The sequence below is a fragment of the Vibrio lamellibrachiae genome (assembly GCF_050337265.1).
GTDB lineage: Bacteria > Pseudomonadota > Gammaproteobacteria > Enterobacterales > Vibrionaceae > Vibrio > Vibrio kyushuensis.
Window position 1 is genome coordinate 132,829 of record NZ_JAKJSU010000010.1, and the last position, 18,585, is coordinate 151,413.

General features: G+C 44.3%; 17 protein-coding genes. 6 read left to right on the forward strand and 11 right to left on the reverse strand.

What is annotated here, in order from left to right; genetic code table 11:
- Positions 1 to 166 precede the first annotated feature (166 nt).
- From rlmB to kefG, 8 genes are all read right to left on the reverse strand, one after another.
- A complete protein-coding gene (gene rlmB / locus L4C54_RS17435) occupies positions 167 to 904 on the reverse strand; it encodes a 23S rRNA (guanosine(2251)-2'-O)-methyltransferase RlmB (RefSeq protein ID WP_428802663.1) in 738 nt (245 codons plus the stop codon).
- Positions 905 to 919: 15 nt separating this feature from the next.
- Complete coding sequence (gene rnr, locus L4C54_RS17440) at positions 920 to 3,382, reverse strand: ribonuclease R (RefSeq protein WP_428809147.1); 2,463 nt, start codon at positions 3,380 to 3,382, stop codon at positions 920 to 922.
- Between the two features lie 135 nt (positions 3,383 to 3,517).
- Entirely contained in the window at positions 3,518 to 4,153 is a 636-nt protein-coding gene (gene motX, locus L4C54_RS17445) for a flagellar protein MotX (RefSeq protein WP_428809148.1), read from the reverse strand.
- Between the two features lie 231 nt (positions 4,154 to 4,384).
- Positions 4,385 to 5,701: an adenylosuccinate synthase gene (locus L4C54_RS17450; RefSeq protein ID WP_428802666.1), complete on the reverse strand. Its 1,317-nt coding sequence runs from the start codon at positions 5,699 to 5,701 to the stop codon at positions 4,385 to 4,387.
- Between the two features lie 278 nt (positions 5,702 to 5,979).
- Positions 5,980 to 6,558 (reverse strand): peptidylprolyl isomerase, encoded by a 579-nt coding sequence (gene slyD / locus L4C54_RS17455; RefSeq protein WP_428802667.1) that lies wholly within the window; start codon positions 6,556 to 6,558, stop codon positions 5,980 to 5,982.
- Positions 6,559 to 6,669: 111 nt separating this feature from the next.
- On the reverse strand, positions 6,670 to 6,885 hold the full coding sequence (locus tag L4C54_RS17460) for a YheV family putative zinc ribbon protein (RefSeq protein ID WP_428809149.1): 216 nt from the start codon (positions 6,883 to 6,885) through the stop codon (positions 6,670 to 6,672).
- A 41-nt stretch (positions 6,886 to 6,926) separates the two neighbouring features.
- Positions 6,927 to 8,726, reverse strand: coding sequence for a glutathione-regulated potassium-efflux system protein KefB (kefB, locus tag L4C54_RS17465; RefSeq protein ID WP_428809150.1), 1,800 nt, complete (start codon positions 8,724 to 8,726; stop codon positions 6,927 to 6,929).
- Positions 8,716 to 9,369, reverse strand: a complete 654-nt coding sequence (gene kefG, locus L4C54_RS17470; protein ID WP_428802670.1) for a glutathione-regulated potassium-efflux system ancillary protein KefG — start codon at positions 9,367 to 9,369, stop codon at positions 8,716 to 8,718. The genes kefB and kefG overlap by 11 nt, the downstream gene beginning before the upstream one ends.
- 142 nt (positions 9,370 to 9,511) lie before the next feature.
- Between kefG and L4C54_RS17475 the strand changes: the two genes are divergently transcribed.
- The 6 genes from L4C54_RS17475 (at position 9,512) to crp (ending at position 15,073) form a co-directional block, all read left to right on the forward strand.
- Positions 9,512 to 11,431, forward strand: coding sequence for an ABC transporter ATP-binding protein (locus L4C54_RS17475; RefSeq protein ID WP_428809151.1), 1,920 nt, complete (start codon positions 9,512 to 9,514; stop codon positions 11,429 to 11,431).
- Entirely contained in the window at positions 11,431 to 11,937 is a 507-nt protein-coding gene (locus L4C54_RS17480; protein WP_428802672.1) for a TIGR02444 family protein, read from the forward strand. The genes L4C54_RS17475 and L4C54_RS17480 overlap by 1 nt, the downstream gene beginning before the upstream one ends.
- Positions 11,938 to 11,962: 25 nt before the next feature.
- Entirely contained in the window at positions 11,963 to 12,964 is a 1,002-nt protein-coding gene (locus L4C54_RS17485) for a hydrolase (protein ID WP_428809152.1), read from the forward strand.
- Positions 12,965 to 12,974: 10 nt separating this feature from the next.
- Positions 12,975 to 13,187 carry a YheU family protein gene (locus L4C54_RS17490; protein ID WP_428809153.1) on the forward strand — a complete coding sequence of 71 codons (213 nt, stop codon included), beginning with the start codon at positions 12,975 to 12,977 and terminating at the stop codon, positions 13,185 to 13,187.
- A gap of 143 nt (positions 13,188 to 13,330) precedes the next feature.
- The gene (locus tag L4C54_RS17495) at positions 13,331 to 14,200 is read left to right on the forward strand and encodes a phosphoribulokinase (RefSeq protein WP_428802675.1); all 870 of its coding nucleotides are present in this window, start codon (positions 13,331 to 13,333) and stop codon (positions 14,198 to 14,200) included.
- 240 nt (positions 14,201 to 14,440) lie between these two features.
- Entirely contained in the window at positions 14,441 to 15,073 is a 633-nt protein-coding gene (crp, locus tag L4C54_RS17500) for a cAMP-activated global transcriptional regulator CRP (protein ID WP_017036097.1), read from the forward strand.
- Positions 15,074 to 15,179: 106 nt separating this feature from the next.
- Here crp and L4C54_RS17505 read toward each other — a convergent pair whose 3' ends face one another.
- From L4C54_RS17505 to astA, 3 genes are all read right to left on the reverse strand, one after another.
- Entirely contained in the window at positions 15,180 to 15,971 is a 792-nt protein-coding gene (locus L4C54_RS17505) for a DUF1338 domain-containing protein (protein ID WP_428809154.1), read from the reverse strand.
- Positions 15,972 to 15,996: 25 nt separating this feature from the next.
- Positions 15,997 to 17,454: a succinylglutamate-semialdehyde dehydrogenase gene (astD, locus tag L4C54_RS17510; protein WP_428809155.1), complete on the reverse strand. Its 1,458-nt coding sequence runs from the start codon at positions 17,452 to 17,454 to the stop codon at positions 15,997 to 15,999.
- 94 nt (positions 17,455 to 17,548) lie between these two features.
- Entirely contained in the window at positions 17,549 to 18,568 is a 1,020-nt protein-coding gene (gene astA, locus L4C54_RS17515; protein ID WP_428809156.1) for an arginine N-succinyltransferase, read from the reverse strand.
- Positions 18,569 to 18,585: the final 17 nt, after the last annotated feature.

Sequence of the window (18,585 nt, forward strand, 5' to 3'; positions counted from 1 at the left end):
CTGGCTTAACCAGTGCGGTGCATTATACAGATCACAGTTTCACTTGCAAGGGGTGTTTGAATATTAATCGAAAGGGGGCAACAACAAAGAGGCGTAGAGGATAAACGAGGATGGTAAGAAGATGAAAAGAGGGTTACGTGGCCTCTTTTCATCTTATCTTTACAAATTAAGCTAAGCGCTGACGAACCGCTTCAAACAAGCAAATGCCCGAAGCGACCGATACGTTCAGACTTGATACGCTACCGGCCATTGGGATTTTGATCAGATCATCACAAGTTTCACGGGTTAGACGACGCATGCCATCCCCTTCCGCTCCCATAACAATGGCAAGTGGGCCAGCCAGCTTAGCTTGATAAATATCATGAGTTGCTTCGCCCGCGGTGCCAACAAACCAAATGCCCTGCTCTTGCAGTGCTCGCATTGTACGCGCTAGATTAGTTACTCGCACTAGTGGAACCGTTTCAGCAGCGCCACAAGCAACTTTACTTACTGTTGCACTTAACGGAGCAGATCTGTCCTTAGGGACAATCACCGCTGCCGCGCCAGCCGCATCAGCATTACGTAAACATGCGCCAAGGTTATGCGGATCAGTCACACCATCAAGAACCAACAGTAGCGGTTGTTCATGTTGCGCTAAAATCGCATCAAGATCTTGTTCATTAAGTTGCTTAGCTGCTTTAACTTTCGCAATCAGCCCCTGGTGATTCGCACCTTGAGCTTTGTCATCTAATGCTTTACGACCCATCTGCTGAATAGAAACGCCACAAACGTTCAGCTCATTCAGTAGTGGCAACATACGATCGTCTTGGCGTCCTTTTAATACATACGCTTCAATTAATCTTGCTGGGTCTTTCTCTAGCACCGCTTTAACCGCGTGAATGCCGTAAATAAATTCGTTACTCATTATATAATCCAGTACTTACTTTTTAGCGCGGGGTTTATCTGTGCCTGCGCGAGATTTCTTCTTACGGCCTGTAGCCTTGCTCTTTTTCTTGCCGCCCTTGTTCGAGGTATCTTCATTACTACCATCAGGGCGTTTGGTTGGCTCGACCATCGCTTGAGCTTTAGCACCCGGCTTTCTACCTTTACTAGAGCTGCGACGCTTATTCTTCGCTTTCTCTTGAGCTTCAGCTGCACGCTTTTTGGTTGTCTTACCTTTACCACGAACTTTACGTTCAGTTCCAACCAGTTCAAAGTCAATTTGGCGGCTGTCTAAATTGACGGCTTTAACTGTCACTTTTACTGAATCGCCTAAGCGATAAATCATGCCACCACTTTCACCAACAAGGCGTTGCCCCATTGCATCAAATTGGTAATAGTCATTCGCGAGTGAAGAGATATGTACTAGACCATCAATATGGAGCTCAGTTAAGCGAACAAAGAAACCGAAGCCAGTGACATTAGCAATCACACCATCCATCTCTTCGCCAACATGATCCTGCATGTATTCACATTTCAGCCAATCATTCACTTCACGAGTGGCATCATCAGCACGACGCTCTGTCATTGAACATTGCTCGCCGTAAAAGTCCATGTCATCAAATGAGTAGTGGTAACCACCCGTTGGTGTCCAGCGATCGGTGTTACGCCCTTCGCCTTTTGCGATCAGGTATTTGATTGCACGGTGCAGCAGTAGATCTGGGTAACGACGTATCGGCGAGGTAAAGTGCGCATAACGCTTGAGCGCTAGACCAAAGTGCCCACAGTTATCCGCATTGTAAACGGCCTGCTTCATTGAGCGCAGCAACATGGTTTGAATCAGCTCTTTATCTTCACGCTCACCGATTTGATGCATTAATTCTGCGTAGTCGGTTGGCGATGGTTGTAATCCGCCACCTAGCGTTAAGCCAAGCTCACTTAAAAAGCTCTTAAATCCAGTTAGTCGCTCTTCTCCTGGAGTTTCATGAATACGGTACAAAGCCGCTTCTTTCGCTTTCTCAACCAGAGAGGCGGAAGCAATATTGGCTAAAATCATACACTCTTCGATGATCTTATGTGCGTCGTTACGAATTACTGGTTCAATACGGTCAATTTTACGGTCCGCATTGAAAACAAATTTGGTTTCAACTGTTTCAAATTCTATCGCGCCACGCTTATCACGCGTTTGCTTAAGAATTTTATACATTTTATGAAGCTCTTCTAAATGAGGAACTTCTTTCTCATAACGTTGGCGCAGCTCTTCAGCGCCATCAAGAATTGAACCTACCTTGTTATAGGTAAGACGAGCATGAGAGTTCATCACCGCTTCATAATGCTTGTAACCCGACAGCTTACCACTCGCTGAGATGGTCATTTCACAAACCATACACAGGCGATCTACTTGTGGATTCAACGAACACAGACCGTTCGATAGCACTTCCGGAAGCATAGGGACAACTTGAGATGGGAAGTAAACTGAGTTACCACGGTTAATGGCTTCCTTGTCTAAAGCCGTATCTGTGCGAACGTAATAACTTACATCAGCAATAGCTACCCAGAGACGCCAGCCTCCGCCTTTCTTCGCTTCACAATAAACAGCGTCATCAAAGTCGCGAGCGTCTTCACCATCAATGGTGACTAATGGCAGATCGCGAAGATCGACACGATCTTGCTTCGCTTCTTCAGGAACGTGCTCGCCTAAGTTAGCGATCTGTTTATCAACTGCGTCAGGCCATACATTTGGAATTTGATGAGTACGAATCGCTATTTGCGTTTCCATACCAGGTGCCATACTTTCGCCAAGTACTTCCGTTACTTTACCCATCATGCCGCGGCTACGTGTGCCACGATCTGTCAGTTCAATCACCACGACGTTACCCATTCGAGCGCCACCTTTGTGCTCGTTCGGGATAAGAATATCTTGGGTAATACGCGAGTCATCAGTCACAACAAACGAGTGACCGTACTCTAGAAAGAATCGACCGACTAAAGGTGTTTTACGCTCTTCTAATACTCGAACCAAACGACCTTCTTTTCGGCCACGTTTGTCTGTGCCTGCTGGCTGAACTAAAACAAGATCGCCGTGGATAATATGACGCATCTGGTGATGTGGTAGCAGTACATCGTTGTCTTTACCGATGCTGCCTTCTGGTCTCACCCAACCAAAACCATCTTTATGACCAATCACTAAACCTTTAACAAGTTCTAGTTTTTCAGGTAATGCGTAACATTGACGGCGAGTAAAGATAAGCTGACCATCTCGCTCCATGGCACGAAGACGGCGGCGAAGCCCTTCGTATTGCTCTTCCCCTTGCAACTTTAGCGCTTCGAACAAGTCGTTACGGTTCATAGGCACGTTGGCCTCTCTTAAGAACTCAATAATAAACTCTCGACTTGGCACTGGGTTTTCATAGTTCTTTGATTCACGATCGGCAAACGGATCGTTATTGATTTTTTCTGACATATACTCGCCTACTGAAGCAAGGAGGGATTAACTTTAGTATATCTGACTCCCAAGCCAAGCTACAGAATTGCTTTTAAGATAAAGAAACAAAAAGCCTAGCAATCAATTGCTAGGCATTTCAGAAGTAATTCATTTTTACCAGAATGTGTCACGCCGTTTGGCTCTGGCAATAATATTGTCTGGCATTCGATTTTCCAGACTTTGCCGCAGTACCGAAATACGGCGGTGTGTTCGTTGATCGGCGGTTACCGAGTTATATAGCCATCGGTAAGCGTCTTCATAATCAAGCGGGCTACCATAATCACGCAATAGTAGTTCCGCTAGATGAATACGTGCATCTAGATTACCCATTGCGGCTGCTTCGCGAAGATAAGGAATTGCTCTCTCTTTATCTTGCTGTACCAGTGTGCCACGAGAGTAGTAACTACCTAACTGTTCTAGTGCTGAAGGTAAACCTTGATGCGCAGCGTTTTCCATATAATAGATGCCGAGCTCTACGTCTTGCTCGACACAAACGCCCCACGCCAACATATCACCATAAAGGAATTCATAAGAAGGCAGGCTAATACGAGTCGCACGCGCCACGATATCTTCCACTAACTGGCACTTATCAGCTTTGACACGCTCTAGGTGTCTGTTTTGTTCTATCAGTTTAATTAGCTCAGCTTCAGAATATATGGGAATAGGTTCACCCACTTCTGCCACTTTTGCATGACTCAATGATGAACTCAATACCACTAATAACGAAGCTGCTACCGTTCGTAGCTTCATATCTGCACTCTTTATCAATTCCGATAGCCCCTTAAGTATAGTGAAATTTCACATCAAGGGCATGGGCATGATTTCTTTATCGGCAACAGAGATAAACTCTTTAGGCAAAACTTGCCGAGATCGGCAATTTATTGCCACCGAGCGAGCAAAATAACATCAATTAGGGCATAAAAAAACCGACCATTTAGGCCGGTTAATACAAAAGCTTATATTTCAACCATTTACTTATTACTAAGCGTTAAATGGGTGAACCTTCACAATTGTTTCATTACGATCAGGACCTGTTGATACGATATCAATCGGTACACCTGTTAGTTCTTCGATACGCTTGATGTAATCTAGCGCCGCTTGTGGAAGCGCGTCTAGAGATTGTGCACCAAAAGTATTTTCAGACCAGCCTGGCATTGTTTCGTACATTGGCGTTGCTTCTTCAAATGACTCAGCAGCCATTGGAGAAACTTCCAAGATAGAACCGTCTTTCATCTTGTAACCAGTACAGATTTTTAGTTCTTTTAGGCCATCTAGTACGTCTAGTTTCGTTAGACACATACCAGATAAAGAGTTGATTTGAATTGCACGACGCATAGCGACAGCATCAAACCAACCAGTACGACGTAGACGACCAGTAGTTGCGCCAAACTCGTGGCCAACATCACCTAGATGTTTACCTACAGGGTCTTGCTTATCTAGACCATCGTATAGTTCTGTTGGGAACGGACCTGAACCTACACGAGTACAGTAAGCTTTAGTAATACCCAAAATGTAGCCGATATGACGAGGACCAAAACCTGAACCCGCAGCAACACCACCAGCAGTCGTGTTAGAAGACGTTACGTATGGGTAAGTACCGTGGTCGATATCTAGTAGAGTACCTTGAGCGCCTTCAAACATAACTTTGTCGCCACGTTTACGTGCTGCGTCTAGCTCGTCAGTTACATCCATAACCATAGCGGTTAGCATGTCTGCGTAGCCTTTACATTGCTCAAGAACTTCATCGTAGCTAATCGTCTCAGCTTTGTAGAAATGCTCTAGTTGGAAGTTATGGAATTCCATCACTTCTTTTAGCTTTTCTGCAAAGGCTTCCATATCGAAAAGGTCACCAACGCGCAGACCGCGACGTGCAACTTTATCTTCGTATGCTGGACCGATACCACGACCTGTTGTACCAATTGCTTTCTTACCACGTGCGATTTCACGCGCTTGGTCGATAGCAATATGGTAAGGAAGAATTAATGGACAAGCTTCAGAAACGTACAGACGCTCGCGGACTGGAATGCCACGTGCTTCTAGAGGTTTCATTTCTTGAATCAGAGCTTCAGGAGAAAGTACAACACCGTTACCAATAACACATTTGATGTTATCGCGAAGGATACCTGATGGAATTAAGTGAAGAACGGTTTTTTCACCGTCAATGACTAGAGTGTGACCTGCATTGTGACCACCTTGATAGCGAACCACATATTTTGCATCTTCAGTTAAAAGGTCAACAATTTTACCTTTACCTTCGTCACCCCATTGGGTGCCAAGAACGACTACGTTATTTCCCATCTTTCCAATTCTAATAGCTAGTTAAAAATGGATTCTAGCACCGAATCACACTTCGTGCAGTCATTTTCTAACCATAACTATGCAAACACAAACTAAGTCATTGAGCTGCTGGAGAAAGATACAACAGCCTCATTGCTACTAAACAGGTGACTTGTGCTCGCTATTTTCTAATCGTAGAAACAAAAACGCTACTCAATGTATGAGTAGCGTTCTATTTAGAATAAGCATCCAATGTAATAAGATTACATGGGAACTAACTCAGAAAAATTTGTGCTCAATTAGTGAGAGCTACAGCCACCGCCACCGCAGCAACCTTCTTTTTCTTTTTTCTCTTCATGGCCTTCGCCACCACAACAACCACCTTCGTGATCATGGTCGTGACCACAGCTACCACCGTCTTTATGGATATGGCCGTGCTCAACTTCTTCAGCCGTCGCTTCACGAACAGCAACAACTTCAACATCAAATACTAGAGTTTGACCAGCAAGCATGTGGTTTCCATCAACAACAACTTCATCGCCATCAACTTCTGTTACTTCTACAGGGATAGGACCTTGGTCAGTATCCGCTAGGAAACGCATACCTACTTCAATCTCTTCTACACCTTGGAATACATCAGCAGGAACGCGTTGAACTAGTGCGTCATTGTGCTCACCGTAACCGTCTTCAGGAGAAATAGTTGCAGAGAACTTATCGCCAGCAACTTTACCTTCAAGCTTGCTCTCAAGGCCTGTCACTAGATTGTTGTGACCGTGAAGGTAATCAAGTGGTGCATCAACAGTGGATTGGTCTACTACTGCACCTTCAACTTTTACTTCATATGCCAAGCTAACGACAACGTTCTTTTCAATTTTCATATTTGCTCCGAGGCAGTTTGGGCTTGAGACTATCCTCAAGCAAAAATTATTCTCTTGAGTCTTACCCCAAGTCAGTTGGATATATTATGGGGATCAAATAATGAAACTCAATTATTCCGGCTTAAAAATTCCAATCATTTCTTGTGAAGCATGTTCACTGGTGTCTACAGACTTAGGTTTACGCTGGTCAACATGCTGACATTCAACACATTCAACCATTTCAATATTGTTTTCAATCCACCAACGTAATGCATCTTGTGCCTGACACTTTGGGCAGCTTGCCCCAGCAATAAATCGTTTTTTCACTCTCTGTTCCTGATTACTCATAAAAAACTCCTTTGGTCACTGGTTAGCTAAATCCAGCAGTCTTACTTTTCCCAATAATTATGAGATTGACGATCGTTATCCATTTCTCGCCCAAAGATCTCTTCTAACTCTTTACGAGCCTCTTTCGCTCTTAACGCAAGTTGCTTATCTTCGCTATGCTGCGGCAATAGCTCTTTTAGCATCGCGTTATCCAACTTTCTAAAGTGAGCTTCGGCACGTTTTGCTTGGTACGGATGCATGCCTAACTCCGTCAACGCTTGTCTTCCTAAATCTAACGCCCCTAAGAAGGTTTCACGTGAGTAGTTATCAACGCCATGACTGAGCAATTGATACGCTTCCACGCGGCTACGAGCACGCGCCAACACCTTAAGCTTAGGAAAGTGCTGTTTACATAGATCGACGATTTTGATTATTTCATCAGGCGTATCGGTACAAATGATAATTGCTTCAGCCTTATCTGCGCCCGCTGCACGCAATAAATCAAGCTGAGTAGCATCGCCATAAAACACTTTATAACCAAACTTTCTTAACAGCTTTATTTGGCTGGCATCACTTTCCAATACCGTGATTTTGATTTTATTCGCATACATTAATCGTCCAATAACCTGACCGAAACGACCAAAGCCTGCAATTATCACTCGAGGCTCTTTATTAATAATGTCTGACGATAATGTACTCGACTCTTGTTGATTCAGATATTTGGCAAACCACTTAGCTTGTAGCATAAGCAGAACCGGTGTAGTGACCATTGATAAGCTCACTACGACTAATAGAAAAGATAGCTGCTCTGGTGATAGCAAACCTTCAGCGGTAGCCGCGGTAAAAATAACGAAGGCAAACTCACCACCTTGGCTCAAAATAGCCGACATTTTACTACGTGCTTTCGCGCGAATACCAAAAGAGCGAGCCAATAAATAAAGCACCCACCCTTTGACAAAAACTAATGCAGCGACTGCCAGCAGTACTTTCATCGGCTCCAAAGCTAATAAACCTAAGTTCGCTGCCATACCAACAGATATAAAGAACAATCCAAGTAACAATCCCTTAAATGGTTCTATCGCAATCTCTAATTCATGACGGTACTCGCTTTCCGCTAAGAGAACGCCTGCGAGGAAGGTTCCCAACGCCATTGATAAACCAAGTTGCTTCATTACTAACGCAATACCAATGACCAGCAATAGTGCCGCTATGGTAAATAGCTCTCTTACTCCGCTGAGTACAACATATCGAAATAAAGGTCTAAGTAAGAAGTGGCCAATGACTAGCAGTGCCGTCACTCCGCCTAGCATCCATATCGCATCAAGCCAATCCCCGGCGGTGTTTCCCGCGAGTATCGGTAAAATAGCTAACATTGGGATAACTGCTACATCCTGAAAGAGCAAAACGGCAAAACCAGATTGTCCAGTTTCCCCGCCAGCAAGCCCTCGCTCTTCAATGACTCTTAAGGCTATAGCCGTGGAAGAGAGAGCTAATCCCATGCCGATAACAAGGCTAGTCTGCCAACTTAAATCAAAAGCACTGACAATGAGAGAAATGATAACGGTAGTAATCAAAACCTGAGCACCACCTAAACCTAAGATGGGGCCTCTCATTTGCCACAGTTTTTTAGGATTAAGCTCTAGGCCAATTAAAAACAGTAGTAGGACCACACCAAACTCGGCAAAATGTAGAATATCCTCAACATCACTGATCAATCCAAGTCCCCAGGGACCAATCGCCACGCCTGCTAACAAGTAACCTAACACTGACCCTAACCCGATTCGTTGAGCTAACGGGACAGCAACTACAGCGGCAGTTAGAAAGATGACGCTGCTTTGTAGAAAGTCATATTCAAGCGCCATTGCTTTCCCCTTTCTGGGTCGTTGAAGATTCATTTTCTAACGGAGATTGTTCTGTAATAGAAGCGTGTTCGTTAGTAGAAGAAAGCTCCTTCATCGGTGATAGCAGCCACTGACGATAACATTCAGCATGTTGATAGCGATCCATATCCGTAGCATTGCGAGACCAATACAACACTAAAGGTTCAACCCATTGCATCTGACAAAGCGCCGCCATCAACTCAAAGGGTTGGAGAATTTGTTCTAACGGATACTTGTTATAACCTTTATCTCCAAAAGCGACTTCTTTACCGCCCGTGGTGATCACATTACGCCAAACCTTGTCCTTTAGTTCGCTTGCACTACCAAAGGCAAACCCCTTACTTAACACGCGATCAAACCACTCTTTAAGCAGAGATGGGCATGAGTACATATAAAGAGGGTGCTGAAAAACAATCACATCATGGTCAAGAAGGCGCTGATGCTCTGCAGCGACATCAATGAAGAAATCAGGATAGTGGGCGTATAAGTCGTGGATCGTCACATGATTAAGTGACTCAATTTTTTTAATCATCACTTGGTTAGCGATTGAGTTGTCAGGCTCTGGGTGAGCATAAATCACTAATACTTTTGGGGATTGTTGGTTCTGCTTATTAAGTTCCGTCATTTCGAGAGCAAGCATCCTAACGTGTTATAAAGTTGTTATTCTTTTTTAGCATCATAACGCAATTTGTATAATGATCGACATTTATCCTTATTCCCCCTACTATTTGTCGCCATAAATGCCACCACGTGCTAGTTAACATTCTATGATTATCTTTTCTGACATCCAGTTACTCAGAGGTGGTAAGCCTCTTTTAGATCAAGCATCCGCAACCATCCACCCTGGCGACAAAGTCGGCCTTGTGGGAAAAAATGGCTGCGGTAAGTCAACCTTGTTTGCTCTACTCAAAGATGAGCTGTCTATTGATGCAGGTTCATTTAGCCAACCTTCGCATTGGGAGCTCGCTTGGGTTGCTCAGGAGACGCCAGCACTTGAGCGTGGCGCACTAGAATATGTTATCGACGGCGATCGCGAATACCGTTCACTAGAAAATGACTTAATTAAGGCAGAAGAAGCTGATAACGGCACTTTGGTGGCTGAGCTGCATGGAAAGATAGAAACCATTGGTGGTTATACAATTAAATCTCGTGCCGCAGAGTTATTAGATGGCTTAGGATTTACCCAAGAGCAGATGAGCTGGAACCTGACCCAGTTCTCTGGTGGTTGGAGAATGAGACTCAACTTAGCCCAAGCGCTACTTTGTCGTTCAGATCTGTTACTTCTTGATGAACCAACCAACCACTTAGATTTAGATGCTGTTATGTGGCTAGAACGCTGGCTACAAAACTATCCTGGTACACTGATCCTGATTTCCCATGACCGAGATTTTCTTGACCCTATTGTGGGTCGAATTATCCATGTAGAAAATCAGCAGCTCAACGAGTACACCGGTAACTACTCCTCTTTTGAAACACAGCGTGCACAAAAGCTCGTACTGCAACAAGCGATGTATCAAAAACAGCAGAAGCAAGTGAATCACATGCAGAGCTATATTGATCGCTTCCGTTATAAAGCGTCCAAAGCAAAGCAAGCTCAGAGCCGAATCAAAGCTTTGGAAAAAATGGAAAAAGTGCTTCCAGCTCAGTTTGATAACCCATTCAGCTTTGAGTTCAAAGAACCCGCTGCGTTGCCGAATCCAATTTTGATGATGGATGATGTTAGTGCAGGCTACGATGACACTCTAATCTTAGAGAAAATTCGCCTTAATCTTGTTCCGGGAAGTCGTATTGGTTTGCTTGGTCGTAACGGCGCAGGTAAGTCGACATTAATTAAACTACTTTCTGGTGAACTTAAACCTCAGTCGGGCGATTTAGGCTTTTCTCAAGGCGTTAAAATTGGCTACTTTGCTCAGCATCAGCTCGAAACGCTACACCCTGACGAAACGCCTCTGCAACACATGATGCAGATTGCTCCGGGCAAAACCGAACAACAACTAAGAGATTATTTGGGTAGCTTTGGTTTCCAAGGAGAAAAAGCTCTCGATAAAGTGGCGCCGTTTTCTGGTGGAGAGAAAGCACGATTAGTTTTAGCTCTCGTGGTATGGCAAAAGCCAAACCTATTGCTACTTGATGAACCAACTAACCACCTTGATCTCGATATGCGTCAAGCGCTCACCTTTGCCCTACAAACCTTCGAAGGCGCAATGGTTATTGTCAGTCACGATCGCTACCTATTACGCGCAACAACGGATGACCTCTATTTGGTTCATGACCGCCAAGTTGCTCCATTTGATGGTGATTTGAACGATTACTATAAGTGGCTAACCGAACAGCAAAAAATTGAACGTAAAGAGGCGCAATCTCAACAACCATCAAAAGATGGCAGCAACAGCGCAATGGCGAAAAAAGAGCAGAAGCGCAAAGAAGCCGAATTCAGAAAGCTCACCGCTCCACTACGTAAAAACTTAACCAAATTAGAGAAACAGATGGATAAGTTTAGTGAAGCGATCTCTCAAGCTGAAGAGCAATTATCAGATACTTCACTGTATGAAGCTGAAAATAAAGCTAAGCTTACTGAAGTATTAGCGCTTCAAGCGACCAGTAAGTCAAAACTTGAAGAGGTCGAAATGGAATGGATGGCAGAGCAAGAAGCTCTGGAGCAGATGGAAGAGGAATTTAATCGATAATGACTCAAATGCACGCTGAACTCTCTCTAACACTTGAAAGGCTATGGCAATTTAGTCTTCAATATTACGGTGTGCGGGAAGTGAAACAGGCGTGTTTAGAGTTGCAGAATCAATATCATGGAAACGTAAACTTGCTGCTACTGCTAAAATGGCTTGATGAGCAGCAAGTCTGTTTTCTTGATGAAGATTGGCACAAAGTCGAAGAGTGCCTTGGCCGCTCCGAAGCACTGCTCCATAGCTACCGAGAACTAAGACGTAAACTCAAATTGCACCTTCCAGATACGCTTTACCGCGAATCACTGCAATTCGAACTTCAGCTTGAGAGGCAACAACAATCCGATCTTGTCGAATGCATCAATGGGCTTCCTTTAACCAGTCAGCTGTCATCAAACAATAACGCTCACCTTTCACTAACGCAGCGTTACTGCCGTCAACTTGGCGGCGAACACCTTTATCAAGCTTTTTCAGCGCCAGCACCTTACAAAAATGACGATAGAAAACAATAACAGCCACAAACATTAACGGTTTATCATGACTCAATTTATTGCAGCGACGGGAATTAAAAACCCGAACTTACAAACACTTGCGCCGCGTTTTATGCGTAAAAAAGCGCTTTTCGAACCCGTTTGGCAAACGCTCGATACAGCTGATGGCGATTTTGTCGATCTAGCGTGGAGTGAAGACCCAATATCTGAGCAAGCTGCTAATAAACCTATTTTTGTCCTATTCCATGGTTTAGAAGGCAGTTTTTATAGCCCTTATGCCAACGGTTTAATGCAAGCATTCGCCAAACAAGGTTGGTTATCCGTCATGATGCACTTTCGTGGCTGCAGCGGTAAACCGAATAATCTAGCGAGAGCTTACCACTCAGGTGAAATTGAAGATGCTCGCTACTTCTTAAACTACCTCAATATGCGCTTTCCAAATAATACTAAGGTTGCTGTTGGTATTTCTCTTGGTGGCAACATGCTAGCAAACTATCTTGCTCACTATAAAGAGCAGCCTATGTTAGACGCCGCAACGATTGTCTCTGCACCGCTGGATCTATCATCCTGCTCTAAACGTATTGAACAGGGGTTTTCCAAGATTTATCGCCGTTACTTAGTCTCATCGTTGAAAAAGAGCGCATTGCATAAACACCGTTTGCTAAAAGGAGAACTAGGGCTTTCTTATAAGCGTATCAAGCGTATCTCAAAGCTGTATGAATTTGACGAGCTCATCACCGCACCTCTGCATGGATTCGAGAGTGCACAGAACTATTACCAACGCTGTTCTGGTATACATCGACTGCAAGAAATTAAGCTTCCATTGCAGATTATTCATGCCAAAGACGACCCGTTCATGACTCACGATGTCATCCCTAGTTTTATTCTTCCCGATAACATCGACTATCGACTCCTCGACCATGGCGGCCATGTTGGTTTTATATCCGGCAGCTTAGCCAACCCTAGTTTCTGGCTAGAGAAAATGCTACCGGCTTACTATGACTCGCTAAAACAAAAAGACCCAATCAAAACAAAATTGAACAACTAGAAAGAGCGCTATGATTATTCCTTGGCAACAGATAGAAAACGAGACACTAGAAAACCTCATCAAAGAATTTGTCCTTCGTGAAGGGACCGATTACGGTGAACATGAATGTTCATTACAAGATAAAATCGAGCAGGTAAAAACTCTGTTAAAAAGCGGCGAAGCGACGGTTGTGTTCTCAGAGTTACATGAAACAGTGGACATAAAATTACGCAATTCGCTATAGCCTTCTCGCTTTTCACTTCACTCCTTTGCTCAACGTAGACCTTTCTATTTTGCATGCTATAGTGAAAAACTGGCTTTGGGGCTTCAATCAATATGAAGCTTCAGGCTCTAAACAAGTACGTTACATCTACGACAAGGTTTGTCATGTCAGCAAAACATCCAATTATCGCAGTAACCGGCTCTTCAGGAGCAGGAACGACCACCACATCTGAAGCGTTTCGAAAAATGTTCAATATGATGAGCGTGAAACCAGCATGGGTTGAAGGCGATAGTTTCCACCGCTTTACCAGACCAGAAATGGATGTTGAAATCCGTAAATCTAGAGAGCAAGGTAAGCACATCAGCTACTTTGGCCCACAAGCCAATGACTTCCCTACTCTTGAAGAGTTTTTCCGTACTTATGGTAATGAAGGCTCAGGACAAGTCCGTCGCTACCTGCATACCTTTGATGAAGCGGTCCCTTACAACCAGATGCCCGGCACATTTACGCCTTGGCAAGACCTACCCGAAGACTCCGATGTGTTGTTCTACGAAGGCTTACATGGTGGTGTGGTTGATGGGGATGTTAATGTCGCCCAGCACGTTGACCTGCTTATTGGCATGGTACCGATTGTAAACCTTGAGTGGATTCAAAAGTTCGTTCGAGATACCCGCGATCGTGGTCACTCACGAGAAGCGGTTATGGACTCGATTGTTCGTTCAATGGATGACTACCTAAATTACATTACGCCGCAATTTTCTCGTACTCATATCAACTTCCAACGAGTCCCAACGGTTGATACTTCGAACCCATTAAATGCAAAGGGAATACCGAGTTTAGATGAAAGCTTTGTTGTAATACGTTTGCGCGGAATAAAGAATGTCGACTTCCCATATCTTCTGGCAATGATTGATGGTTCATTTATGTCGCGACACAATACTCTGGTTGTACCGGGGGGAAAGATGAGCTTCGCTATGGAACTCATTGCAAGACCTATCTTGCAGCAGCTAATTGAGACAGGGAAAATCGGATAAACTCTCACCGGAGCGACCGATTACTTTTCATACCGTGATCATGTGCACGTTTTTGCGTAAAATATCCTCGTTTAGACCCGATTAAAATCAAGAAATCCTGTGCAAAAAAGGATACTATTCTTAACCGAAATACAAGATAGCTTGCAGCACAAGTAACGTGCGCATATCCAAAGCAGGCTTATTATGCTTAGCTGCATAAATGGAAAGCTACCAGTACACCTTCAGAGGAAGTGAGATATTATGGTTTTAGGCAAACCTCAAACAGATCCAACACTAGAGTGGTTTCTTTCACACTGTCATATTCATAAGTACCCTTCAAAAAGCACGCTAATTCACGCGGGTGAAAAAGCTGAGACGTTGTACTACATCGTTAAAGGCTCTGTAGCGGTACTAATCAAGGATGAAGAAGGTAAGGAGATGATTCTTTCTTACCTAAACCAAGGTGACTTTATTGGTGAACTAGGCTTATTCGAAGAAGACCAAGAACGTACCGCATGGGTTCGTGCTAAGTCTCCTTGTGAAGTAGCTGAAATCTCTTTCAAGAAATTCCGCCAACTTATCCAAGTTAACCCAGATATCCTAATGCGTCTTTCGTCACAGATGGCTAACCGCCTACAAGTGACAAGCCAAAAAGTAGGTGATCTAGCGTTCCTTGACGTTACAGGCCGTATTGCACAAACGCTACTTAACCTAGCGAAACAACCTGATGCAATGACTCACCCAGATGGCATGCAGATTAAGATCACTCGTCAAGAGATTGGTCAAATCGTTGGCTGTTCTCGTGAAACCGTTGGTCGTATCTTGAAGATGCTAGAAGAGCAGAATCTGATTTCTGCCCACGGTAAGACTATCGTTGTTTACGGTACTCGTTAATTTCTAACTAATTAGAGATTAAGAAAAATATTAAAGCCACCAGCTGCGAAAGTTGGTGGCTTTTTCGTTTCTTAGCCGTAGAGCTAATGAAAAGTTTTAACTAACGTTAGCTGTCCGTACTTTCAAAGATTTTATCCGCTGAAGCCGCAACAAAACCGGTATATAGCGAACCATTTACCATCGGATATCGCTTAGCAAATTCATAAAATCCGCCCGGAATAATTTCTATCCCTTCAGTAAAGCTAACCGCTACTTTATCGGCCATGGTCGACGACTGCTCAAGTAGTACCTCAGCCGAGCCTTTCACTTCACCACCCGCTTCATTAATGACAAAACCAGAAGTACGTAAATGGTCATTGACCTGCTTCACTTCATCGAATTCATTAAGCTGATTCACACTCACGGTAAAGTGATTCGCACCATAGCCATGAGCGGCTAACCAAGCCGCATACTCACTTTCTTTTGCTAACACTTGGAAATCAGCATAACTCAAGTCCCAAAGTCGGCCACCGGATAAGAACTCATGACCTTTTAGGTTACTATGATCCAATTGCTCTACAAGCTTGGCGACGATCTGCTGCAGTTCAACAGAACACTCATCAACCTTGAGTTCGCTGATGAACACTTTCGGCTGATTAGGGTCTGGATGCTCATAGTGTTTTGCCACAAGTTTTTTGCTCTCAAACTCATAATCACCACAAGCAACATATCCCACATCCAAAAACGGCTTAGCCAACGTCTCAATACCAAGAGGCGCTAGATTGAATGTTCGCAACGCAATATGATCATTAATTAATTCATCGTTCTCACGCAGTAATTGATGAACTTTGTCTGCCGATGGGCACAAACGCTCAATATAATCATTCCATAAAGCGCTAAATAGAGTATCCGGTGTCATAACGTGTCCTTGTTTAGAGTTCGAGTTACAATTCAATGCCAGGGCTGAACGTCGTAGGAAGAAGCGTTTCATCGCCTTCCATTGATGCCATTGGGTACGCACAATAATCCGCGGCGTAGTAAGCGCTTGGTCTTAAGTTACCGGAAGCTCCCGGACCACCAAATGGTGCATCCCCGCTTGCTCCTGTTAACTGGCGATTTCGATTAACGATACCCGCACGAATATGGTCAACAAAGTAATTCCATTCACTATCATCGGTAGACACTAAGCCTGCCGATAAACCAAATCGTGTATCATTTGCCATTTCGACAGCACTTTCGAGACCTTGATAACGAACAACTTGTAGAAGTGGCCCGAAGTACTCTTCATCAGGTAGTTCGTCAATTGCGGTCACATCAATAATGCCAGGAGTGACAAAAGCAGCGTCTCCTGCTCTGGCTTCAACAAGGCTCTTACCACCCAATGATTGCAGCTCACTCTGAGCATCAAGTATCACTTTTGCCGCAGCCATCGAGATCTGCGGGCCCATGAATGGCGCGGGCTCTGCAAACGGCTGGTCAACGTTGATTTTCTGAGTTGCTTTAACCAGTGCAACCAACAGTGCGTCACCCTTTTCACCTTGAGGTACATAAAGGCGACGAGCACACGTACAGCGTTGACCTGCGCTGATAAAGGCAGACTGTATAATCGTATACACGGTAGCGTCTAAGTCACCATAATCGTTTGAGATAACCATTGGGTTATTGCCACCCATCTCAAGCGCAAGCATTTTACCCGGCTGCCCAGCAAACTGACGATGCAGTACATGCCCTGTATTCGCGCTGCCAGTAAACAATACGCCATCAATGCCTTTCGCATCGGCTAATGCAATACCTGTCTCTTTAGCGCCTTGAACTAGGTTAAGCACACCTGCAGGTAAACCGGCTTGTTGCCACAACTTCATAGCAAATTCACCTATCCACGGCGTCTGCTCTGAAGGTTTAAATACCACAGTATTTCCAGCTAGTAAGGCTGGAACAATATGACCATTGGGTAGATGGGCAGGAAAGTTGTACGGGCCAAAGACCGCCATAACACCGAGCGGCTTATGACGAAGAACAATTTGGTTACCTGCGGCTTCGCGTCTCGCGTCACCTGTTCGCTCATGATAAGCACGAATAGAGATGGCTATTTTACCGGCCATTGCACCCGCTTCCGTACGAGTTTCCCAGATTGGCTTGCCCGTTTCTTTAGCAATGATTTCAGCGATTTCTTCGCTGTTCTCTTTTACTTTTTCAGCAAACCTTAGAACGACCTGTTCTCTCTCTGCGAAACTTGTTTTCTTCCACTCAACAAGCGCCTTTCGAGCAGCACTAACGGCCGATTCGACTTGAGCTGGCGTAGCACTATCGCCTTGCCAAATCTGCTGATTGTTGTACGGGCTCGTTGAAATCATCGCATCGCCTTGTCCTGCGATCCATTCTCCACCAATCCAATGAGTCATAAATAAATCCTTTTCTTGTTACTGCAAAACTTTCCACGTGGAAAATTGTTTATAGAGTTTTCTACTGCTGAACTGACCACCTTTAAGCAGCCTATTACTGAGCAAGCATCCGTACATAGTCGCCTTGAACAACTTGCAATGCCTTTGCTACATCTGGCGCTAAAATAACGCTGTCGCTGGCTTGGTCATACGCAGCCTTTGCCGCAGTCGCTCTAAAGTTCTCAAATGACGTATTTGAAATTAGGTAGTGATCTGCACTAGTGTGCTCAGCAATAACGACTTTTGATCTAAAAGAGTTTCTGATTGAATCAATGTTTCGCGCATCACACTCAACCGTCGGGCCTGCATCAAAAATATCGACATAGTTTCGACAAGTGAAACCTTCTCGCTCTAGCAATTTAAGTGCAGGTAGAGTGTTCTCGTGCACTTGTCCAATGACGGCCTGAGCCTCTTTGCTCAACAAGTTTACGTAGATTGGAAGCTTAGGCATGAGGTCAGCAATAAAACCTTTCTTACCGATACCGGTTAAGTAATCTGCCATGGTGAAATCAATGGAGAAAAAGTGCTCTTGTAGCCACTGCCAAAAAGGAGAATTACCTTCTTCATCTGAAACACCACGCATCTCAGCAAAGATGGTTTTAGAGAAACGATGTGGATGCTCAGCCAACATTAAGAATCGGCACTTAGACATCAAGCGACCATTAAGACCGCCACGAAAGCTTGGGCGCAAAAACAGAGTACATATTTCGCTGCAACCCGTGTAGTTATTACCAAACGTCAGCAATTTAACCACATTGTTCACACCCAGTTTTGGTGAGGCGTGTACAACGGTGCTGATGTGGTAAGAGTAAAATGGAACATCCCAGCCAATAGAGGCCTCGACTCCCGTACACCCTGCTACCTCTTCGGTTTCACTATCAAAGCCAACCATCAGGTAGCCTTCATCACCCGGCTCGGTAACGCCATCTTTAGTAAAGCTATATTCAGAGTGTTGTATACGATTAGTAAGGAGTTCTTCATTAACAGGAAGAGATGTAAAACCATGACCAGACTCAACAGCGCAAGTATGCAAAGCATCGTAGTCAGACATTGTAATTGGACGAATTACCAGCATCGAAATTCCCTCCTGAT